Source organism: Burkholderia sp. MSMB1498, assembly GCF_001526245.1.
Taxonomy (GTDB): Bacteria; Pseudomonadota; Gammaproteobacteria; order Burkholderiales; family Burkholderiaceae; genus Burkholderia; species Burkholderia savannae.
This window is the reverse complement of record NZ_LOYJ01000123.1, coordinates 28,525-50,123: the sequence shown is the minus strand read 5'-3', so window position 1 is coordinate 50,123 and position 21,599 is coordinate 28,525. Positions and strand designations below refer to the sequence as shown.

Here is a 21,599-nt window from a genome sequence, read left to right as displayed (position 1 = left end):
GATCAGCATCGCCCACGTCGACGTGGCGATCAACGCCTTCTCCGCGGCGCCGATCGCGCCCTTCGGATCGAGCACGTGCAGCTCGCTGCATCCGGAAAGACCCGCGACGAGTCCTAATCGCAGGATCGCGGACGCTCTACTCGTTATTCTTCGGATCATTGAATTTGCCTAAGTTTGTGATGAAGCAGGCCTAGCGAGACGCCGAAACGCATTCGTCGCACTCGATGCGACAACCAGTCGCTTTGGCGGCGGAATGTAGCGGAATTTCGCGGGTTGCATGTTGACGATTCGCAAACAACGCATGGGGCGAGGTCTTGATGCATGTTCAGACGAGCCCGATGCACGGCCCAAAATGGGTTGGAAAGACAGTGGCGGAAAAATGAAAGCCGACACGCCGCGCGCCGGCTTTGCGCGTATGGGCGAGGCCGTATGCTCCGAAAAGCTTGTGTTGAATCAACGTGAACGAAGATCGGCGAGCGAAGGGCGAGGGCGGCATGTACCTTCGAAGACGCGATCCGTCAGGTCGCCTATCGAATCACGAACTACACCGCCTTTCCGATGCAAGATCCTTCACCCAACCTGAAGCCCGAGCTGAAGCTCGACGATCCGTTCGTCGATGCCGTTCACACGGAATTCGTCCAGTTGCTCGACGCAGCCGCGCGCGCGGACGACGCGCACTTCCTGCAGGCGTTCGACGTCTGGATCGATCACTGCCGTCAGCACTTCGAACGAGAAGAGCGCTGGATGGCGAGCACGAAGTTCGGGCCGCAGTACTGCCATGCGGCCGATCACGACGAAGTGCTGAAAGTGGCGGCGTCCGTGCGCGACAAGATCGCGCGCGACGCGCAGTTCGAACTGGGCCGCCGGCTGCTGGCGGAAGTATCGGATTGGTTCGATCATCACGTCCGCACGATGGACTCGATGATGGTCGCCCACCTGAAGATGCTCAACTTCGCGATGCTCGACGAGCGGACCGAAGTCTGACGCGGCTTCGCCGCTGTCGGCCGGGCGCCGGCGGCGGCGCGGAAGCGACTGCGGAAGAGGGCGCGGCCGATTCAGCCGCGCGACGATCGACTGCCGCATTCGTGAGAAGCGGGCGCGCGGCGGCGCCCGTTCGCGTGCGAACGCGAACCCGTCATCGCGTTCGCGCGGCCGCTTTCGCCGGCATCGCGATCGCGAATTCGTGCATCTTCTCGGCCGCGCTCAATCCATTCTTCGGTGGCGGGCCGACGAGATCCGCGAGCGTCGCGCCGTCCAGTTCCTTGAAATATGCGCGCAAGGCGCGGTCGAGCAGCCGCTCGAGCCGGCACTTCGCCGCGAGCATGCACGTATTCGTGTTCCGGTCGAAGCACTCGACGAGCCGAAAGTCCGTTTCGGATGCGCGAATCACGTCGCCGATGCCGATACGCTCGGGCGGCAGCGCGAGACGCACGCCGCCGCCCCGGCCGCGCGTCGTCTCGAGCGTGCCTTGGCGCGCGAGGCTGTTGACGATCTTCGTCAGGTGATTCTTCGACACGTGGTGGCGCTCGGCGAGCTCCGCGATCGTGATGAGGCGATCCGGATTCGACGCGCAATACATCAGCACGCGCAGCGTGTAGTCCGTGTATTCAGAGAGTCGCATACGTGGCAAAAAGATGCATATTCAATGTTGCTATCGAGGGTGGCGCGCTATAAGATGCGCAATACATGCACTTTATATAGCTAACGGCTGCATGTTGCAAGCCGGGCAATCGCCGACGGCACTTCCCGGCGGGTGGCGGGCGTTCCACACGGGTCGCGCGCCGCGTCTTTCTCCTTTTCAAGGGCTATGCCATGAGCGAGCAGTACGCATCCGTCATCGACGTTCGTAGGATTCCTCATCACAAGCGCCATGCACTGATCTTCGGCACCTTCGATGCGTTGCCCGGCGGTGAAGCGCTGCAACTGATCAACGATCACGATCCGAAGCCGCTCTATTACCAGTTGGAGCAACTCGCGGCCGATTCGTTCGAATGGACGTACCTGGAGGCGGGACCGTCGCAGTGGCGCGTGCAGATCGCGAAGCGCGACGGCGCGCTCGGGCACGATGCGGGCGACAGCTGCTGCTCGGGCGGCGGCTGCGGCGGTTGAATCGCACGGCTTGACGCGGCGCGACGCAACATGGCGCGGTGTCCGCGCTTGGCGTCGCGTCGCTCCGCATGAACGGCGGCGGGCGGGAATGCGCGGCGGGCGTCGTTCGCCGGATGTCCGCACGGATGTTCGCACGGATGTTCGGCGCGTCGCGTCATGTCGCGCCGCGTTACGTCGGCGCGGACAGCGTCCGCGAAAGGAAACGCCCGCAAGCGCGGGCGTCACGGCGCTTTCGGCCGGCTTTGACAGCTCATGCTTCGCCGCGTCGCAGCGCCGTTTCTTCAAAGACCGAGCGCGAGCATCGCCGTCTCCGACATCCGCGACCGATCCCACGGCGGATCGAACACCATGTCCACGTTGACCTCGCCGACGAACGGCAGCGCGAGCACCTTGTCGGCGACTTCGTCGGCGAGCGCTTCTCCCATTCCGCAGCCGGGCGCGGTCAGCGTCATCCTGATCGATACCTTCAAGCGATCGTGCTCGGCGGGCTCGATCATGCAGGCGTAGATGAGGCCGAGCTCGACGATGTCGACTGGAATCTCCGGGTCGTAACAGGTCTTCATGGTCCGCCAGACGAACGCTTGCGCCTCGTCGTGCGAGACGGGGCCGTCCGGCGCTTCGATCTCGTCGGGCGGTGGCCGGCCGATCGCGTCCGCATCCGCGCCGCGCAGCCGCACCATTTGGCCGCCGACGACGAGCGTGAAGTTCGTGCCGAGCGCCTGCGTGACGTCGGCGACCGTGCCCGCGGGCAGGTCGAGCGGCGCGCCGGACGGCACGCATTCGACGGCAACCGGCCGTTGCAGGACGACCGTTTCTTTCGGACGTCTCATGATGCGTGCGCCTCGTGTTCGGACGCATCGGTCGCGCGCGTGTCGAGCGCGTGCGCGAGCGCGTGCCAACCGAGCAGCGCGCATTTGATCCGGCTCGGATAGCGCCGCACGGCGACGAGGCTCGCGAGCTTGCCGAGATGGGCCTCGTCGTGCTCGGCCTGGCCGGTGAGCACCGCGCGGAATCGCTGCTGGAGCTGCCGCGCGGCTTCGACGTCGCGGCCGATCACGGCCTCGGTCATCATCGACGCGGACGCGATGCAGATCGCGCAGCCGTGGCCTTCGAAGCGGATGTCGCCGATCCGGCCGCCTTCGATGCGCAACTGCACCTTCAGATCGTCGCCGCATTGCGGATTGTGCCCACGCGCCTCGTGCGTCGGATCGGCGAGCTTGCCGAAGTGACGCGGCGCGCGCTTGTGCTCGACCACGAGTTCCTGATAGAGCGTGTTTCGCGCGTCGGCGGGCGCAGCGAGGGAGAGTGTCGAATTCATCGCAATACCTCGAGTGCATGCGCGACGCCGGCCACGAGTCGTTCGACCTCGTCGTGCGTGTTGTACAGCGCAAACGATGCGCGTGTCGTCGGCCCGCAGCCGAGCCGCTCGAGGAGCGGCTGCGCGCAGTGATAGCCCGTGCGCAACGCGACGCCGCGCTCGTCGAGCAACGTGCCGATGTCGTGCGGATGCGCGCCGTCGGCGACGAACGACACGATCGCCGACGACGTGTGCGCGGCGAGCACGGTCACGCCGTCGAGCGCCGCGAGGCCCGCTGCCGCGTGGTCGCGCAGCGCGCGCACGTGAGCGTCGATCGCCTCTCGGCCGATTTCGTCGATATAGTCGGCGGCGGCCGCCATTCCGATCGCGCCCGCGACGTTCGGCGTGCCGCCTTCGAGCCTCGCGGGCAATGCGTCGAACGTCGCGTCGGTTTCGCCGACCCAGCTCACCATGTCGCCGCCGAAGCGCAGCGGCACGAGCCGATCGAGCGCCTCCCGGCGGCCGACGAGCGCGCCGGTGCCCATCGGCCCGTACATCTTGTGGCCGGAAAATGCGGCGAAGTCGCACGCGAGCGTCGACAGGTCCGGCACTTCGTGACTCATTGCCTGCGCGGCGTCGAGCACCGTCAGCGCGCCTGCCGCGTGCGCGGCGGCGAGCAGCGCTTCGTAGGGCGGCCGCTCGCCGGTCGCGTTCGAGCAGGCCGTCACCGAGAACACGCGCGTGCGCGGCGTCAGCAATCGTTCGAGATCCTTCACGTGCAGGCGGCCCTCAGGGTCCGGGGGCAGGATTCGCAGCCGCGCGCCGCAGCGGCGCGCGGCCATCTGCCACGGCACGAGATTCGCATGATGCTCGAGAGCGCTGACGACGATCTCGTCGCCTTCCTGCAGCACGGCCCGCGTATGGCCCGCGAGCGACAGGCCGTGTGCGACGAGATTCAGCGCGTCGGTCGTGCCCGACGTGAAGACGAGCAGATGATCGGCGCGCCCGCCGACGAAACGCGTCAGCGTGTCGCGCGCCCGCTCGTAGGCGTCGGTCGCGCGCTGGCTCAGCGTGTGGACGCCGCGGTGAATGTTGGCGCGATCGCGCTCGTCGAAGCGGCGCATCGCGTCGAGAACGGGCCGCGGCATGTGCGTCGTCGCCGCGTTGTCGAGATAGGCGAGCGGCGCGCCGTTGACGCGCTGCGCGAGTGCGGGAAACGCGTTCACCATCGTCGCCGAGCGCAGCATGTCACCCATGGCGAACCTCCGTTGCCGCCGTTGTTTCCGCCTGTTCGGCCAGATGCCGTTCGACCTCGCGTGCGACGAGCGTATCGCCGCCGAGCGTCTCCAGCATGCCGGGCGCGTCGATGCCGCGCGCGAGCGCCGAGCGCGCCATGCCCGCGATGATCAACGCCCGCGCATCGCGTCGATCGAGGCCGCGCTGGCATGCGTAGAAGAGCGCGTCTTCGGGCAATGCGCCCCACGTCGCGCCGTGCGCCGCCTGCACGTCGTCGTGATGGATCTCGAGATGCGGCCGCAGCACGACGCGCGGTTCGCCGCTCGTCGGAATGCCGCTCAGGCGCTGCCGGAGATCGGCACCCGATGCGCCCGCCGCAATCGACGAGAACGCGTTTGCGACGATCTGCGCGTTGCCGCTCGCGAGCGCGAGCGAATCGATCGCGCTCTTCGTGCGCGGCGCCGCGTGCGTTGCGCGCATCTGCTGTTCGAGCTTCGCGTGCGCGGATGCGAACAGCACGCCGGAGGCGCGGGCGAGCGCATGCTCGCCGCGCAGATCGAGCACCGTGCGTTGCAGGTGGTACTCGCTGCTCGCCGCGAGCAGCGATTGCCGATATTGCGCGCCGCACTCGAGCTGCACGTGTACGTGATGCGCGATGCGGTCGAGCGCGCGAGGCGTCGCGACGCGCAAATGATAGAGCGACGCGCCGGCGCCGAGCCGGATATGCGCCCGCAGGTTCTGCGTGATCGGGCCGTTGCGGCCCGCGGCTTCGTGCCCGTGCGATTCGATCAGCACGCAGCGCGCGCCGGGCATCACGTCGATCACGACGAGCGGCGCTTCGACGCTCGCGTGCGGCTGCAACCGCAACTGAAGCATCACGGGCGGGCATTGCGCTGAACCGCTGCCGATGCGCAGACGCAGGCCGGATTCGCACAGCGCGCGATGCGCCCAGAAGAACGGCGCGGCGTCGCCTTCGCCGGACGTCGGCAGATCCGCGAACAATGCGGCGCGCTCGGCGGGATCGGCCGTGCCCAGCCAGCGTGCGTCGACATGCCCGAGCGAGCCGGAGCCGACGGGCGCAAGCAGCCAGCCGGCGCGCGCCGGCGCGCTCGGCGCGGCCGATCGCGTGCGGCGAGCGTCGTCGCCGAGCCAGGCGTCGGCGGCGGGCGGCGGAAGATGGCGAAACGATTCGGCGCGGCGCGGGACCCAGCCGCGTTCAGAGAGCCGCGCTCGCGCGGCGATCCGTTCGGTGTCGGTGGTCGTCATCGCGTCAGGCCTCCGCGAGTGCGTTCGTGCGAACGAAGCCCTTCGCCGCGATATCCCGCGCCAGACCGAGATCGCCGGATTCGACGATGCGCCCGCGATCGAGCAGCAACACGGTATCGGGCGCGAGCGATTCGATCATCTGCAGGTAATGCGACACGATCACGAACGCGGTGCCTTGCTCACGCAGCCGGCCGATCAGGTCGATCGCCGCGCGCACGCCGTCGACGTCCATGCCCGAGTCGATCTCGTCGAGCATCGCGAGCCGAGGTCGCAGCAGCGCGAGTTGCAGCAGCTCGTTGCGCTTGCGCTCGCCGCCCGAGAAACCTTCGTTCATCGAACGGTTGAGCATCGAATCGGACAGGCCGACGCGCGTAGCGGCCGCGCGCGCGTCGCCGAGAAAATCGACGGCGTCGAGCGCCGTGTCGCCGCGCGCTTCGCGCACCGCATTGAGCGCGGTGCGCACGAAGAGATTGTTCTTCACGCCGGGAATATCGGGCGGCGCCTGGAACGACAGGAACAGGCCGGCGCGCGCGCGCTGCTGCACCGTCATCGCGAGCAGGTCATGCCCGTCGAAGCGCACGTGGCCGCGCGCGACGCGATAGGCCGGGTGGCCCGCGAGCGTCATGCCGAGCGTGCTCTTGCCGCTGCCGTTCGCGCCCATCAGCACGACGAGCGCGCCCGCCGGCACGGTAAGCGACACCGACTCCAGCACGCGGCGCTCCGCGACGTCGACGCTCAGATCGAATACCTGCAGCAAGGGTTCGGATCGATTCATGGTGGTTCCTCGGTTCTTCATGTGTGGGATCAGCCGACGGCGCCTTCGAGCGATACCGCGAGCAGCGCTTTCGCTTCGAGCGCGAATTCCATCGGCAGCGCTTCGAGCACGGCCTGACAGAAACCGCCGACGATGAGCGCCGTGGCCTCCTGCGGATCGATGCCGCGTTGCTGGCAATAGAAGAGACGGTCTTCGGAGATGCGCGTCGTCGTCGCTTCGTGCTCGACGACGGCGTCGCCGCGCGCGCTCTCGACGTACGGGAACGTGTGCGCGCCGCACTGCGGTCCGATCAGCAGCGAATCGCACTGCGTGTGATTGCGGGCGCCTTCGGCCGTGCGCGCCACGCGCACGAGGCCGCGGTAGCTGTTCTGCGCGCGGCCGGCGCTGATGCCCTTCGACACGATTCGGCTGCGCGTATTGCGGCCGAGATGGATCATCTTCGTGCCGGTGTCGGCCTGCTGGCAGTGATTCGACACGGCGATCGAATGGAATTCGCCTCTCGATTCGTCTCCGCGCAGCACGACGCTCGGATATTTCCACGTGATCGCGGACCCGGTTTCGATCTGCGTCCACGCGATGCGCGAGCGCGCGCCCGCGCACAGCCCGCGCTTCGTCACGAAGTTGTAGATGCCGCCGACGCCGTTCGCGTCGCCCGGATACCAGTTCTGCACGGTCGAATATTTGATGGACGCGTCGTCGTGCGCGACGAGTTCGACGACGGCCGCGTGCAGTTGATGCTCGTCGCGCTGAGGCGCGGTGCAGCCTTCGAGATAGCTGACGTGGCTGCCGGGCTCGGCGATGATCAACGTGCGCTCGAACTGACCGGTGTTCCGCGCATTGATCCGGAAGTACGACGACAGCTCCATCGGGCAGCGCACGCCCTGCGGCACATAGACGAACGAGCCGTCGGAGAACACGGCCGAATTCAGCGCCGCGTAGAAGTTGTCGGCGGGCGGCACGACGGTGCCGAGATAGCGCTCGATCAGCTCCGGATGGTGTTCGACCGCATGCGAGAACGAGCAGAAAATCACGCCCACTTCGGCGAGCTGTTCGCGAAAGGTCGTGCCGACCGACACGGAATCGAACACCGCGTCGACCGCGACGCCGGCGAGCCGGGCGCGCTCGTGCAGCGGCACGTTGAGCTTCTCGTAAGTCTCGAGCAGCTTCGGATCGACGTCGCCGAGGCTCTTCGGCCGGTCTTTCAGCGATTTCGGCGCCGAATAGTACGACTGCGCCTGGAAATTGATCGGCGCGATGCGTAGCTTGCCCCAGTCGGGCGGCGTCATCGCGAGCCAGCGCTCGAATGCGGCGAGCCGCCACTCCAGCAGGAACGCCGGCTCGCGCTTGCGGCGCGAAATCTCGCGAACGACGTTTTCGTCGAGGCCGGGCGGCAGCGCATCGGATTCGATGTCGGTCACGAATCCTTGCCGGTAGGGTTGTTCGAGCGCTCGGGCGAGCGGCGTGGGTGGGGCGACGTTGAGCATGGGCGAATCCGTGTAGAGCAGGGCGGTCACGACGGTGCGATGCGAAGCGCTGCGCATCGCGCGACTCGGATCGGTCGATCATCCTAATTGTTGTATATGGTATGCATCTATGTGGTGGGCCGCAAGCGAAGGCGTGGAGACCCTGCTTCGAGTCGTGTCTTTGCGAGCTGTGCGCGCGAACGCGAAGGCAGCGGCGTGTCCGCGCGTGCCGCGAGCCGAGCCGATGTGATGGTGCGGCGCGCGATGGCAAGCAACGAAATACGCGTTCGAGTGACGAGGCGATTCGCCGGATGCCGCGATGCAAGCGGATAGCGAAAAAGTATTTCGGAGTCCGTCTCGATCCGGGCGCGCGTTCCGCGATGATCTGTCGAGGCGCGACGCGGCGGTCGTCGCGGTATTTTCCGAAAACGTGCAGTCTTGCCCGCGTCTCACGTGCGCCGCGAACCCAACGGTGACGCGCGTCCGGTTCAGCCCGCCTTGCCGTCGATGCGCGGCGAAGTCAGGTAGCCCGTGTAGCGCATTGCATAGACGGCGAACGCCGCCACCCAGCACGCGCCCGCCGCATCGATCCAGACGCTCGTCATGTCGGGCGCGACCCAGGGCCCGAACACGCGCACGAGCGTCGCGGCGATCAGCAGCCAATAGCATGCGATTTCGTTCGGTCCCGCACGCAGCGGCCGGCCGGTATGGCCGAGCGCGGTGCGCGTGATCATCGCAACGATCGCGCAGCCGATTACGCCGACCGTCAGCGCGTGAATCGCGAGCGAGTGCGGCGCGACGTCGAGCGCGGCGAGCGCGAGCATCGCGAAGCCGAGCGGCACCCACGCATACGCGACGTGCAAGATCCACAGGATCGGCCGCGCGCCGACGCGCCACGAGCGCCAGCCGACGATGCGCGTCGCGTGCAGCGCGGCCGCCGCGAACGCGACGGCGGCGACGAGCGCGCCGGGCAGCGCAATCGCATCCGCGCAGAGCGCGAGCACGGTGACCGGCGCGGCGAGCGTCTCGACGAATTTCCAGCGCTTGACCGCGAACCCGGGAATCGCGTTCATCGTGAACGTCGGCACGATGCGGCCGGCAATCACGACGACGAACAGCAACACGAGACCGATGGCCGAATACGCGGCTTGCAGCGCGAGATCGAGGCGTCCGTGGGCGGCCCACCAGTGAAAGAGCGCGTTGAGCGCGCCGAGCAGAAAGAGCGCGACAGTCAGGAACACGTTGCGATGGTTGCGTGCGGCGAGCAGCACGCGCAGCAGGATGAGCGCGGTGATCGGCAGGAACGCGGAGTCGACGGCGGCGGCGAGCGGTTCGGGGCCCGCCCAGACGAGCAGGCGTCCCGCCGCCCATAGCAGCCAAAGGGCGGCGAGCTGCGCGCCGTGCGGCGTATCGCGCGAGGTCCATGCTCGGATCGCCGTCAGCAGAAAGCCGACGACGATCGCGGCCGAGAACCCGAACACCATCTCGTGGACATGCCACGCAAGGCCGCTCATCGCGGGCGACCGGCCGGCCACTGGAAACCCGTGCAGCGACGCGAGCCAGAGCGCGATCGACACGATCCCGAAATAAGCGCCGCCGAGATAAAACGGCCTGAACCCGAGCCGCAGCACCGGCAGGCCGGTGGGCTGCCGAGAAGGTTGATGGGTCGCGAGCGGGATCTTCACGTTGGCTCTCCGGTTAAGATGCATACATTATGTATCTTAATGCGTGAATCGATGCGGGTCCAACGCTCGTGCGCGACCGCGGGTCGCGATGCCGCGGCGGCGGCGAACGAGCCGGCCGGCCCACCGACGAACGGCCGCGTGGCGCGGTGCTCCCGCATGGATGATGCGTCGCGCGCGTACGGAGATTCTTGATCGAATGCGTTGCGGGTATCCGACATCGGGCGCGATTTTGATCTGCGTCAGGAAATGTTCAGGAAAGCCGAGCATTGCCGAGCATGCGACACAGCGACGCACGAATTCGGAGGCGCCGCGTTCGATGCGTACAAATGACGCAGCGTGCGCGAACGTCGAATCATGCGTGCGCGAGCTGCACGTATTGCGCAAACGGCTGCGTCGGTGTGCGCAATACGTGCAGCTCGCGCAATTTGCGCGATGTGGCGAAGATTTTGATGGCGATGTCTGACGATTGATTTTGCTTAAGTTCGCTTAAGTGTCGGGTCGAACGATCCGTATACGGCGGAAACGAGGCCGAAACGGTCGTCTCATCACATCGAAAAGGGGCAGGAATGAGCAAGCAAATATTTGGACCTGGAATGCGCTTGATGGCGCGCATGAAGTTGCCCAGGAAGCTCGCGATTCTCGCCGCGCTGTTCATCGTGCCGCTCGTTGCGGCGCTCTACGCGACGCTCGCCGTCGCGTTGCATGCTTATGCGACGACGCAAAGCGAACGCGACGGCATCTCGATCCTCGAAACGACGCAGGATCTGTTGAAGGCCGTGCAGGTGCGGCGCGGCGCGGGCGCTTCGGTGCTCGCGGGCAACGAAGCGATGCGCGGGAAATTCGACGCGGCGAGCGCGAGCGCGGAGCGTCTCGTCGCGGCATTGAAGCAGCAGGTGCGCGACACCGGCCGATTCGATGTCGTTGCGCCGATCGACGCGCTCGCGAGCCAGTACGCGAAGGCGGCGACGGGCGGGCTCGGCACATCCGCCGCGGCGCTGTTCGATTCGCACACCGACGTCATCCATTCGATCTTTCTGTTCGAGAAGGATCTGGCGGTCGCCTCGCAGCTTGGTGTCGATCCGGACGCATCGAACTATCACCTGATCGACTCGGTGCTGTTCGTGCTGCCGGGCACGGCCGAGACCGTCGGCGTGTTGCGCGGCAAGGGCTCGGCCGCGCTGAGCAGCGGCGCGCTCGGCGACGCCGACAAGCGCGAGCTCGCGGTGCGCGCGAGCGGCCTGGCCGAGCAGATGAGCGTGATTCGGCATCACCTCGAACGCGTGAACGGCACGCGCGGCGCCGGCGGCGGCGCGCAGACGCCGGGCGGCATCGATCTCGGCTCGGTCGCGGCATTTCAGCGCACGGCGGCCTCGCTCGCGGGCGGCGATGCGTCGATCGACGCGAAGACGTACTTTGGCCAAGGCAGCGATGCGATCGACGCACTGTACCGCGCGCATGGCGCGCTCGCGCAGCAGTTGCGCGAGCGGCTCGCGGCGCGCGCGCACGCCGAGCAGATGAAGGTGACCGCGATCATGACGCTGAGCGTCGCGCTCGTCGCGTGCGCGCTCTATCTGTTCGTCGCGTTCGCGATGTCGACGCATGACGACGTCGCGCAATTGTCTTCCTGCATGCATGCGGTGGGCGACGGAGATCTGCGCCGGCGCCTCGCGGTGAGCGGCAAGGACGAGTTCGCGTTCATCAAGCGCGGCTTCAACGCGCTGCTCGACGTATGGGCGCAGACGCTGACCGAGACGCGGCGCGTCGCCGATTCCGTGATGGTCGGCAGCCAGCAGATCGCGGCGGGCAATCTCGATCTGTCGGGCCGCACCGAAACGCAGGCGGCGTCGCTCGAGGAAACGGCGGCGAGCATGGAGGAACTGACGTCGACGGTGCGCCACAACGCATCGAACGCTTCGCACGCGAGCACGCTGAGCGCGCAGGCGTCCGAGCGCGCGGCCGACAGGCCGGATCGTGGGGCATGCGGTGTCGCTGATGACGCAGATCCACGACAGCTCGAACAAGATGGCGGACATCGTGTCGGTGATCGAGGGCATTGCGTTCCAGACCAACATCCTCGCGCTGAACGCGGCCGTCGAGGCGGCGCGAGCGGGCGAGCAGGGCAAGGGGTTCGCGGTGGTCGCGGGCGAAGTGCGCGCGCTCGCGCATCGCAGCGCGAGCGCCGCGAAGGACGTGAAGGAACTGATTCACGAATCGATCCGGCACGTGACCGACGGCTCGTCGCTGTTCAGGCGCGCGGACGACGCGATTCGCAGCGTGAACGCATCGATTCGCAGCGTGGATACCGTCGTGAGCGAAATCGCGAAGGCATCCGAGCAGCAAAGCGAAGGGATCGAACAGGTCAACGCGGCGATCACGCAGATGGACGAAGTGACGCAGCGTAACGCGGCGCTCGTCGAGGAATCGGCGGCGGCGAGCGCGTCGCTGCGCGAGCAGGCCGAGCACATGGGACAACTCGTAGGGCGCTTCGTGCTCGCGTAGCGGGCGAACAGCCCTTCAGCGTATACGCGCGCCGCGCCGCGAGCGGCACGTGCGCGACGTCGGAGGTTGACTTGCATCAAGTCCGTTCGCACTGCACGCCCGACAATGAAACGCCGGCATTTTGCGCGGCATGCCAGGGTATAAGCAGATGGACATCACGAAGCATACGAACGAAGGCGCGGATACCGCCGCGCCCGCTCCCCAACACGCCGCGCCCGCGTTCGCGGACGTTCAGATCTCCGAAGCGCTGATCCGGCGCTTCGACCGCCAGGGGCCGCGCTATACGTCGTACCCGACGGCCGACCGGTTCTCCGACGCATTCGACGAAGACGCCTACCGCGAATATCTGTCGCGACGCGCGACGGCCGAGCGCAATCCGCCGCTGTCCGTCTATCTGCACCTGCCGTTTTGCGAATCGCTCTGTTACTTCTGCGCGTGCAACAAGATCATCACGCAGGACCATAGCCGGACGAACGCGTACGTCGACTATCTGATCCGCGAGATGGACCTCGTCGCTCGGCATCTCGGCCGCGATCGCCTGACGACGCAGTTGCATCTCGGCGGCGGCACGCCGACGTTCTTCGCGACCGACGAGCTCGCGCGCCTGATGCGCGCGCTGCGCGGCCACTTCGAATTCGCGCCGCAAGCGGAGCTCGGCGTCGAGATCGATCCGCGCACGGTCAATGAGCGGACGCTGCAGTCGCTCGCGTCGCTCGGCTTCAACCGGACGAGCTTCGGCGTTCAGGATTTCGACCCGTCCGTCCAGGAGGCGGTGCACCGGGTCCAGCCGCTGCCGATGGTCGAGCGCGCGCTCGCCGCGAGCCGCGAGGCCGGCTTCGAATCGGTCAACATCGACCTGATTTACGGGTTGCCGCGGCAGACGCCCGCGAGTTTCGCGCGCACGCTCGACGAGGTGATCCGGCTGTCGCCCGATCGCATCGCGGTGTACAACTACGCGCATCTGCCGAGCCGTTTCAAGGCGCAGCGCCTGATCGTCGAATCGGAGCTGCCGCCCGCCGAGGACCGGCTGAGCATCTTCATCGAATCGACGCAACGGCTGCTCGACGCCGGATACGTGTACATCGGGCTCGATCACTTCGCGAAACCCGGCGACGAGCTTAGCAACGCATTGCGCGAGGGCAGCCTCCATCGCAATTTCCAGGGCTACACGACGCAGGCCGAATGCGACCTGATCGGCTTCGGCGTTTCCGCGATCGGCAAGGTCGGCGCGTCGTACAGCCAGTCCACGCGCTCGCTGAAGACGTATTACCGCCATCTCGACGCGGGACGCCTGCCGATCGAGCGCGGCTTCGCGCTGACGCCCGACGATCTGCTGCGGCGCGAAGTCATCATGACGGTGATGTGCAGCACGCCCGTCGATTTCGCGGCGATCGGCCGCAGGCACGGCATCGATTTCACGCAGTATTTCGGGCCCGAGCTGGCGCGGCTCGAGCCCTATCGCGACGCCGGCCTGCTGGCGATCGAAGCGGACCGGATCGCCGTTACGCCGAAGGGGCGCATGTTCGTGCGCGCGATCGGCATGGTGTTCGACGGCTATCTCGGCCGGCCGGCCGCGGCGTCCTATTCGAAGCTGATCTAGAAGGTGGCGTGATGAAAGAAAGCAAGATCCCGGTGCAGGACTTCCTTGCACGGTTGCCGCTCTTCAGCGGGCTTTCGCGCGGCGAGCTCGACAATCTCGCGCGGGGCACGATGCGCGCGCAGGTGTCGCGCGGGCAGACAGTGTTCAGCCGCGGTGACCCGTGCGGCGGCTTTCATATGATCGTCTACGGTCAGATCAAGCTGAGTTCGTTTTCGCCGCTCGGCATCGAGAAGATCGTGCGTCTGCTCGGGCCGGGAGACAGCTTCGGCGAAGCGGTGATGTTCATGGACAAGCCGTACGCGGTGACGGCGAAGACGCTCTCCGACGCGCTACTCCTGCACGTGACGAAGGCCGCCGTGACCGACGAGCTCGATCACAACCCGGCGTTCGCGCGCAGGATGCTCGCGAGCCTCAGCATGCGGCTGCATCAGCTCGTCGTCGACGTCGAGACGTATTCGCTGCGCTCGGGCACGCAGCGCGTGATCAGCTATCTGCTCGAGCAGAACGACGCACCCGCGGAATCCGGCCTGCAGATCCGGCTCGAGACGGGCAAGAAGGCGATCGCGTCGCGGCTGAATCTCACGCCCGAGCACTTCTCGCGCGTGCTGCGCGATCTCTGCATGCGCGAGCTTGTCGTCGTCAACGGCCGCGACATCTTCATCCCCGACGTCGATCGGCTACGCTCCGAGATGCAGTACTGACGACGCGACGCGTCGCTTGACCTGTGCGTAGCGCCGCCATGCGCCGAGCATGTTGACGGCGAGCCAGCCTGCCGACACGCCGAGCGCGACGGCGGCCGGCCGCGCGAATGCGCCCGGCGCGACGCTCGCGGCGACGAGCAGCAGCAAGGCGGCGACATGCGCGAAGAACTGCTTGCGGGCGATGCGCTCCGGCAGCATGTCCTTGACCTTCGGCATGGCGGGGATCGCCGTGTCGCTCGCCTTTTGCGCGTGATACCACAGCAGGAACGGAATGATCTTGTAGAGCATGCCGTTGATCGCCGACCATGCGCCGCCGATCGTCAGCAACACGCCCGTCGTGATTGCAACGTCGCGGCCGCCGACGCTTGCGTTCACGATCCAGAGCACGCTCGCGCCTGCGACGCTCGCTGTCGCGGTGCGCCAGAATAGCGTCGTGGTGTCGGCTTCGGGGCGCTTGCGGGTCCACAGCAGGTAAAACGTGAGCGTGGCGTACGCCGCGTACGTCACGTATAGCGCGACGCGAATCACGCCGGCCACGAAACCGAAGCGGCCGGCCGATCCGACGGCGACGATCGACGCCGCAACGAGCCACGCGAACACGCATGGACCCAGCCAGCGCGTGACGATGCGCGGATAGGGCTCGGTGGCCTGAAACATCGGAATCAACTGAAATGAGATGCCGATCGTCAGTAGCCCGACCCATCCGGCCAGCCCCCAGGCCGCGTGCAGATCGACGAGATCGATCGAGAAGAAGGGTAGATGCCCGCCGAGCGCGAACGCAAGCGATGTGCCGAGCGCGACGGTGGCCGCAAGCGCGAGCAGCGCGATGCGCACGGTGCGCAGCACGCTCGCGGCGCCGGCGGGCATGCGTCGCCGGTGCCGCGCGAAGCCGATCGCGCAGACGAGCAGGAACCCCAGGAACGCGGCGCCGAGCAGCAGCGCGGCAGGGGCGAACAGCGCGGGGGCCCGGCACGCGAACGCGGCCGCGAGCAGCAGCGTGCCGAGCACCAGGCACGCGTGGATCGCGGTCGCGCTTGCGACGGGCGACGCAATCCGAATGCCCGCCGCGACCGACATGATCTGGATCATCGCGCCGATCATCGTCGACGCGAGCATGCCGAGTGCGACGAGGTGCGTGAGCGCGAGCGCATACGGCGACCAGCGCGACGCGAACGCGTCCGGTCCCGCCCACAGCAGCACGCCGGCCGCGGCGATCGCGAAGAGCGGCGCGCTTGCGAAAAAGCGCAGCGGCGCGCTCAGCGCGGGAGAATTGTCGAGTTCGAGTTTGCGCTGCATGGCGGGAAGCATGTCGGCTGAGAAAGGCGTCGCGAATGCGCACGAAGGGCGCGCTCGGCGCCGCCGCAATGGCACGGCGCGGCGCCGCGCCGCAGCCATGTTTCGGTATTCTGATCATAACCCCGGATTGGTCGTCGACCCGGGCAGAGACCTTGACGCGGATTAAGGCGACGGAAACGGGTTCGGCCGCACACTTACGCACCGGGCGTAAGCCGCCCCTTTCAGGAATTTGCCGTGTCCGTCGCCAAAACCGTATTCAAGAATCTCGTAATCAAGGGCAGGTCGCTGCTGCCGATTGTGCAAGGCGGGATGGGCGTCGGCGTGTCCGCGCACCGGCTTGCCGGCACCGTCGCGTCGCTCGGCGCGTGCGGCACGATCTCGAGCGTCGACCTGCGTCGGCATCATCCGGACCTGATGGCGCGCACCGGCCGCTCGCGCGATCGCGCGCTCATCGATGCGGCGAATCTCGAGGCGCTCGATCGCGAGATTCGCGCGGCGAAGTCGCTCGCGAACGGCTGCGGGCTCGTCGCCGTCAACGTGATGCGCGCGTTGTCCGAATACGCGTCCTACGTGCGCCAGTCGTGCGAGAGCGGCGCGGATGCGGTCGTCGTCGGCGCGGGCCTGCCGCTCGATTTGCCCGAGCTCGCCGCTGGTTTTCCCGATGTCGCGCTGATTCCGATCCTGTCGGACGCGCGCGGCATCGGGCTCGTGCTGAAGAAGTGGATGCGCAAGAATCGCCTGCCCGACGCCGTCGTCATCGAGAACCCGCGCTACGCGGCGGGCCATCTCGGCGCGCCGACGACCGACAGCCTGAACAATCCGAATTTCGCGTTTCCCGCAGTGCTCGAAGGTACGTTCGATCTGTTCAAGGAGCTCGGCATCGAGCGCGAGCGCATTCCGCTCATCGCGGCGGGCGGCATTCACAGCCACGAGCAAGTGCGGCAATTGTTCGCGCTCGGCGCGAGCGCGGTGCAGCTCGGCACGCCGTTCGCGGTGACGGAAGAGGGCGATGCGCATCCGAACTTCAAGAAAGTGCTCTTGGAAGCGAGGCCCGACGACATCGTCACGTTCATGAGCGTCGCGGGCCTGCCGGCGCGCGCGGTGCGCACGCCGTGGCTCGCGAACTATCTGGAGCGGGAAAAGAAGCTGCAGCGCGCGGCGAAGCCGCGCAAATGCCTCGTCGGCTTCGATTGCCTGCAGCAATGCGGGCTGCGCGACGGCATCGCGAAGCACGGCCAGTTCTGCATCGATACGCGGCTCGCGTTCGCGCTCGCGGGCGACATCAAGCGCGGCCTGTTCTTCCGCGGCTCCGAGATTTTGCCGTTCGGCCACGAGATCCGTTCGGTGCGCGAGCTGATCGACTATCTGTTGACGGGCGTGAAGCGCGCGGCCGCCGCGGTCGTCTCGCCTGAGCCGGCTTGCGTGCCGCTGCCCGCGCTCGGCTGAAGGCGCTTCGCTTCGGGCGACGCCCGTTCTCGCCGCTCGACGGCATGCCGCGAGCGGTTTTTCGTTTCCTTGATGGAGCCGTCATGCCATGACGCAAAGCAGTCACATCGCGACAGGCGCCGTGCCGATCGAACTCGTGTGTCCGGCGGGCAGCCTGCCCGCGCTGAAGGCCGCGGTCGACAACGGTGCGAACTGCGTGTATCTCGGTTTTCGCGACGCGACGAACGCGCGCAACTTCGCCGGCCTGAACTTCGACGCGCAGGCGATCGACGCCGGCATTCGCTACGCGCACGAGCGCGGTTGCAAGGTGCTCGTCGCGCTCAACACGTATCCGCAGCCGGACGGCTGGACGGCCTGGCGTGAAGCGGTGGGCCGCGCGGCCGACGCGGGCGTCGACGCGATCATCGTCGCCGATCCGGGGCTCATGCGCTTCGCGCACGAACGCTATCCGGCGCTGCGGCTGCACCTGTCGGTGCAGGGCTCTGCGACGAACTACGAGGCGATCAATTTCTATCACGAGCATTTCGGCATCGCGCGCGCGGTGCTGCCGCGCGTGCTGTCGCTCACGCAGGTCGAGCAGGTGGCCGAGAACACGCCGGTCGAAATCGAAGTGTTCGGCTTCGGCAGCCTGTGCGTGATGGTCGAGGGGCGCTGCGCGCTGTCGTCGTACGCGACGGGCGAATCGCCGAACACGCGCGGCGTGTGCTCGCCGGCGAAGGCGGTGCGCTGGCAGAAAACGCCGGACGGCCTCGAATCGCGGCTCAACGGCGTGCTGATCGATCGCTACGAAGACGGCGAGAACGCCGGTTATCCGACGCTCTGCAAGGGCCGCTTCACCGTCGCGGACGAAAGCTACTACGCGATCGAGGAGCCGACGAGCCTGAATACGCTGGAGCTGCTGCCGAAGCTGATGCAGATCGGCATACGCGCGATCAAGATCGAGGGGCGCCAGCGCAGCCCCGCATACGTCGCGCAGGTGACGCGCGTGTGGCGCGACGCGATCGATCAGTGCGCGGCGAACCTTGCGCGCTACTACGTGAAGCCCGCATGGATGACGGAATTGAACAAGGTCGCGGAAGGGCAGCAGCATACGCTCGGCGCTTATCACCGGCCGTGGAAATGACACGCACGACGGCGCACGCCTGAATGCGGGAGCGAGGATCATGAAAATTGCTTTGGGGCCGGTGCAGTACTACTGGCCGCGCGTCGCGACGATGCAGTTCTATCAGGCGATGTCGGAGACGCCCGTCGACATCGTCTATCTCGGCGAAACCGTTTGCTCGCGCCGCCACGAACTGCGCGCAGCGGACTGGCTCGAGATTGCCGACATGCTGGCCGAGGCGGGCAAGGAGGTCGTGCTGTCGACGCAGGTGCTGCTCGAATCGGGCCGCGATCTGAAGGCGATGCGCGAGATCGTCGAGAACGGCCGCTATCTGGTCGAGGCGAACGACATGGGCGCCGTGCGCTGCAGCGCGCGGCGCGCGTTCGTCGCCGGGCCGTGGCTCAACGTCTACAACCCGCCGACGCTCGCGATGCTCGCGGAACTCGGCGCGCGGCGCTGGGTGATGCCGCCCGAGATGAGCGAGGCGGGCCTCGCGAGCATGCAGGCCGAGCGTGCCGAGCATCTGGAAACCGAAGTGTTCGCGTACGGGCGCATTCCGCTCGCGTTTTCCGCGCGCTGCTTCACCGCGCGGAACCGCAATTTTCCGAAGGACAACTGCCAGTACGTATGCATGGAGCATCCGGACGGCTTGCCGCTGCACACGCGCGAAGGCGAGCCGTTTCTCGTGCTCAACGGCATCTCGACGCAATCCGCGCGCGTCTACAACCTGATCGACGAGATCGACGCGCTGCGTGCGCTGAACGTCGACGTCGTGAGGCTCAGCCCGCAATCGCAGCACATGGGCGACGTGATCGATGCGTTCCACGGCGTGCTGAGCGGCCGCACGAATGCGCGCGACGCGCTCGCGGCGCTGCACGAGCGGATGCCGGAAGCGTCGTGCAACGGCTATTGGCACGGCAAGCCGGGCCTCGAGCGCGTCGTGCGCTGAAGCCGTCGGCGCGGCCTGTGCCGCGCCGCTTCCGATTGGTTTGTGAGGATTCCGTGATGAATGCCGCGATCTATCAATTGCCGCCCATGGTCGGCAAGCTGCTGTCGAAACTGCCCGCGTATCCGGGGGCGTTGCTGTTCGCGGGCGGGATCAATCTCGTGCTGCGCAAGCATTTGCCCGCGGAGACGCTCGCGCTGCTGGAGGATCGCCCGCTGCGCATCGAAGTGAAGGACGCGGGCGTCGCGTTCGATTTCGTCTGCCGGCGCGGCGCGTTTTCCGCGCTGTCCGGCCGACGCGACGTCGACTTGACGATCGGCGCGACCGCATACGATTTCTATCTGCTGTCGCAACGCCGCGAAGATCCGGACACGCTGTTCTTCAGCCGGCGCCTGACGATGGAAGGCGACACCGAGCTCGGGTTGCTCGTGAAGAATTCGCTCGACGCGATCGATCTGTCGGCGTTCTCGTTCGATCAGTGGCTGCCGGCGCGGCTGTTCCGTTCGCGGCCGATCGAGCGCGGCGGAATGCCGGACTGATAGGCGCGCAATCCGGGGAGCGCTCGTTCAGGAGAGCGGAATGAAGAACGAAACGAAGACGCTGCCGATCGTCTATTCGTGCTCGGGATGTTCGAACGTCGCGCAACTCGCGAATCACGTCGCGGTGCGGCTCGACCGTAGCGGCGACGCGGAGATGTCGTGCATCGCGGGCGTCGGCGGCGACGTGCCGTCGCTGTTGAAGCTCGCGCATTCGGGCCGGCCGATTATCGCGATCGACGGTTGCCCGCTCGTGTGCGCGAAAAAAAGCCTCGGGCGGCACGGGATCGCGCCGGACGCGCATGTGCAACTCGGCGAGCACGGCGTCAGGAAGCGCTTTCACGAGGACTTCGACCCGGCCGACGCGAAGCGCATTCTTGCGCTCGCGCGCGACGAAGCGTTGCGGCTCGCGCGATGCGGGCGCGAGCACGCGCATGACGGCGCCGCGCGCGTCGACGAGCGCGCAGATGCCGCACTGCAAGACAAGGTGTGATTTCGTTCGGGAGCATCGCGGGCGGCTTGTCGGCATCCGGTTCGCTCGGCAATCGAGCGGTGGGATCGACGCATGCGTCGCATGCGGCGAAAGCGCGCTCGGAGTCGTCGTTGCAGAGTGCATCTTGCGCTCGGGGGCACATTTGATTTCACCGCTCGCGCGCACGCGATCGCATGGACGCAGATCGCATGCGCGCCGATTCAACCGCGTCGAACCGCGAAATTCGCGAACAGGCGATCGAGCCTGCCGAGCAATGCATCGCTCGGATAGCCGATGACCGGCGTGGCATTCAGCGTGCTGTCGCCGCATCCCTGCGCGCGAAACACTTGCAGCACGTAATTCTCGACGCCGAGATCGGCGAGTTCATGGGCGAGCCGCAGCAGCGCGGGCTCCGGCAGCAGGTCGGGATGCGCGGTCGTCCGGCATTCGTACGCGACGCCGCTTGCGAGCACCGCTTCGAGGCTCCGCCGCGCGTGGCCACCGCTCGTACGCACGTGCGTCGTGTGCGCGTAGTCGTCGAACGGCGCCTTCACGTCGAGCCCGATCCAGTCGAGCGACGGCAGCAGGTGCGCGAGCCGCCGCGGATGCGTTCCCGCGCTGTGCATGCCGACCTTGAAGCCGAGCCGCCTCACGTCGTCGATCGACGCGGCGAGCGCCGGATCGATCGACGGCTCGCCGCCGCTGAACACCACGGCGTCGATCAGGCCGACGCGGCGCGCGAGGAACGCGAGCAGCGCGTCCCATTCGATCGCGGCGGGTTGCGAGCGCGCCTGCAGATGCGGGTTGTGACAATATCCGCATCGCCATGGGCAGCCCTGCACGAACACGACCGCGGCGAACCGGCCGGGATAATCGGTCGCGGTGAACGGGACGAGCCCGCCCACCTTGAGCGGATGACGCCGGGCGAGGGCGAGGTTCATCGCGCGGGCCGTGCGCTTACGCCGCGGCGCGCAACGCGACGTCGCTCGACTCGCGTTCGCGGAAGTACTTGCGCTCGTGGAATTCGCCTTTCTTGCCGACGTTGAACGACGACATAGGGCGGTGGTAGCCCATCACGCGAGTCCAGATCTCGCACGGCTGGCGCTCGTCGTCGGACAGCGCGATCGCGGCGAGGGCGGCTTGGTCGTTGGTTTTCAGTGTCGTCATGAT

20 protein-coding genes and 2 pseudogenes are annotated in these 21,599 nt (G+C 67.0%); 10 read left to right on the top strand and 12 right to left on the bottom strand.

Annotation, left to right across the window (positions count from 1 at the left end; genetic code table 11):
• Positions 1-159, bottom strand: a pseudogene (locus WS91_RS28950) (ubiquinol oxidase subunit II); the annotation flags it as partial.
• A gap of 399 nt (positions 160-558) precedes the next feature.
• Here WS91_RS28950 and WS91_RS28945 point away from each other — a divergent pair.
• Positions 559-984 carry a bacteriohemerythrin gene (locus WS91_RS28945; protein ID WP_038750756.1) on the top strand — a complete coding sequence of 142 codons (426 nt, stop codon included), beginning with the start codon at positions 559-561 and terminating at the stop codon, positions 982-984.
• A 151-nt stretch (positions 985-1,135) separates the two neighbouring features.
• Here WS91_RS28945 and WS91_RS28940 read toward each other — a convergent pair whose 3' ends face one another.
• Positions 1,136-1,621 (bottom strand): RrF2 family transcriptional regulator, encoded by a 486-nt coding sequence (locus WS91_RS28940; protein ID WP_059647785.1) that lies wholly within the window; start codon positions 1,619-1,621, stop codon positions 1,136-1,138.
• A gap of 191 nt (positions 1,622-1,812) precedes the next feature.
• Here WS91_RS28940 and WS91_RS28935 point away from each other — a divergent pair, with 191 nt between their 5' ends.
• Entirely contained in the window at positions 1,813-2,109 is a 297-nt protein-coding gene (locus tag WS91_RS28935) for a DUF2249 domain-containing protein (RefSeq protein WP_059671504.1), read from the top strand.
• Between the two features lie 281 nt (positions 2,110-2,390).
• Here the strand turns inward: WS91_RS28935 and sufT are convergent, their stop codons facing one another.
• The 7 genes from sufT to WS91_RS28900 all read right to left on the bottom strand — a co-directional run bounded on the left by sufT (position 2,391) and on the right by WS91_RS28900 (position 9,831).
• Positions 2,391-2,939: a putative Fe-S cluster assembly protein SufT gene (sufT, locus tag WS91_RS28930; protein ID WP_059671503.1), complete on the bottom strand. Its 549-nt coding sequence runs from the start codon at positions 2,937-2,939 to the stop codon at positions 2,391-2,393.
• Positions 2,936-3,427, bottom strand: a complete 492-nt coding sequence (gene sufU, locus WS91_RS28925) for a Fe-S cluster assembly sulfur transfer protein SufU (RefSeq protein ID WP_059671502.1) — start codon at positions 3,425-3,427, stop codon at positions 2,936-2,938. The genes sufT and sufU overlap by 4 nt, the downstream gene beginning before the upstream one ends.
• Complete coding sequence (locus WS91_RS28920; protein WP_059671501.1) at positions 3,424-4,662, bottom strand: aminotransferase class V-fold PLP-dependent enzyme; 1,239 nt, start codon at positions 4,660-4,662, stop codon at positions 3,424-3,426. The genes sufU and WS91_RS28920 overlap by 4 nt, the downstream gene beginning before the upstream one ends.
• Positions 4,655-5,908 carry a SufD family Fe-S cluster assembly protein gene (locus WS91_RS28915; RefSeq protein ID WP_059671500.1) on the bottom strand — a complete coding sequence of 418 codons (1,254 nt, stop codon included), beginning with the start codon at positions 5,906-5,908 and terminating at the stop codon, positions 4,655-4,657. The genes WS91_RS28920 and WS91_RS28915 overlap by 8 nt, the downstream gene beginning before the upstream one ends.
• A gap of 4 nt (positions 5,909-5,912) precedes the next feature.
• Complete coding sequence (gene sufC, locus WS91_RS28910; RefSeq protein WP_059584182.1) at positions 5,913-6,683, bottom strand: Fe-S cluster assembly ATPase SufC; 771 nt, start codon at positions 6,681-6,683, stop codon at positions 5,913-5,915.
• A gap of 29 nt (positions 6,684-6,712) precedes the next feature.
• A complete protein-coding gene (sufB, locus tag WS91_RS28905; RefSeq protein ID WP_059671506.1) occupies positions 6,713-8,167 on the bottom strand; it encodes a Fe-S cluster assembly protein SufB in 1,455 nt (484 codons plus the stop codon).
• 467 nt (positions 8,168-8,634) lie between these two features.
• Positions 8,635-9,831 (bottom strand): NnrS family protein, encoded by a 1,197-nt coding sequence (locus WS91_RS28900; protein ID WP_059671499.1) that lies wholly within the window; start codon positions 9,829-9,831, stop codon positions 8,635-8,637.
• Positions 9,832-10,397: 566 nt separating this feature from the next.
• Here WS91_RS28900 and WS91_RS28895 point away from each other — a divergent pair.
• The 3 genes and pseudogenes from WS91_RS28895 (at position 10,398) to WS91_RS28885 (ending at position 14,631) form a co-directional block, all read left to right on the top strand.
• Positions 10,398-12,330: pseudogene (locus tag WS91_RS28895) on the top strand (methyl-accepting chemotaxis protein).
• A gap of 148 nt (positions 12,331-12,478) precedes the next feature.
• Entirely contained in the window at positions 12,479-13,930 is a 1,452-nt protein-coding gene (gene hemN, locus WS91_RS28890) for an oxygen-independent coproporphyrinogen III oxidase (RefSeq protein ID WP_059671498.1), read from the top strand.
• An 11-nt stretch (positions 13,931-13,941) separates the two neighbouring features.
• Positions 13,942-14,631, top strand: coding sequence for a Crp/Fnr family transcriptional regulator (locus WS91_RS28885; protein ID WP_059584174.1), 690 nt, complete (start codon positions 13,942-13,944; stop codon positions 14,629-14,631).
• Here WS91_RS28885 and WS91_RS28880 read toward each other — a convergent pair.
• Entirely contained in the window at positions 14,608-15,927 is a 1,320-nt protein-coding gene (locus WS91_RS28880) for a hypothetical protein (protein WP_059671497.1), read from the bottom strand. The two genes, WS91_RS28885 and WS91_RS28880, sit on opposite strands and share 24 nt — an antisense overlap.
• A gap of 234 nt (positions 15,928-16,161) precedes the next feature.
• Between WS91_RS28880 and WS91_RS28875 the strand changes: the two genes are divergently transcribed.
• The 5 genes from WS91_RS28875 (at position 16,162) to WS91_RS28855 (ending at position 20,450) form a co-directional block, all read left to right on the top strand.
• Complete coding sequence (locus WS91_RS28875) at positions 16,162-17,373, top strand: NAD(P)H-dependent flavin oxidoreductase (protein WP_059584170.1); 1,212 nt, start codon at positions 16,162-16,164, stop codon at positions 17,371-17,373.
• An 88-nt stretch (positions 17,374-17,461) separates the two neighbouring features.
• Complete coding sequence (gene ubiU / locus WS91_RS28870; RefSeq protein WP_059584168.1) at positions 17,462-18,496, top strand: ubiquinone anaerobic biosynthesis protein UbiU; 1,035 nt, start codon at positions 17,462-17,464, stop codon at positions 18,494-18,496.
• Between the two features lie 40 nt (positions 18,497-18,536).
• The gene (locus WS91_RS28865; RefSeq protein ID WP_059584165.1) at positions 18,537-19,424 is read left to right on the top strand and encodes a U32 family peptidase; all 888 of its coding nucleotides are present in this window, start codon (positions 18,537-18,539) and stop codon (positions 19,422-19,424) included.
• Positions 19,425-19,480: 56 nt separating this feature from the next.
• Positions 19,481-19,960, top strand: a complete 480-nt coding sequence (gene ubiT / locus WS91_RS28860) for a ubiquinone anaerobic biosynthesis accessory factor UbiT (RefSeq protein ID WP_038750709.1) — start codon at positions 19,481-19,483, stop codon at positions 19,958-19,960.
• A gap of 40 nt (positions 19,961-20,000) precedes the next feature.
• Positions 20,001-20,450 carry a putative zinc-binding protein gene (locus tag WS91_RS28855; RefSeq protein WP_059671496.1) on the top strand — a complete coding sequence of 150 codons (450 nt, stop codon included), beginning with the start codon at positions 20,001-20,003 and terminating at the stop codon, positions 20,448-20,450.
• Positions 20,451-20,650: 200 nt separating this feature from the next.
• Here WS91_RS28855 and WS91_RS28850 read toward each other — a convergent pair whose 3' ends face one another.
• A complete protein-coding gene (locus WS91_RS28850) occupies positions 20,651-21,370 on the bottom strand; it encodes an anaerobic ribonucleoside-triphosphate reductase activating protein (RefSeq protein ID WP_038750704.1) in 720 nt (239 codons plus the stop codon).
• 16 nt (positions 21,371-21,386) lie between these two features.
• A complete protein-coding gene (nrdD, locus tag WS91_RS37825) occupies positions 21,387-21,599 on the bottom strand; it encodes an anaerobic ribonucleoside-triphosphate reductase (protein ID WP_081989811.1) in 213 nt (70 codons plus the stop codon).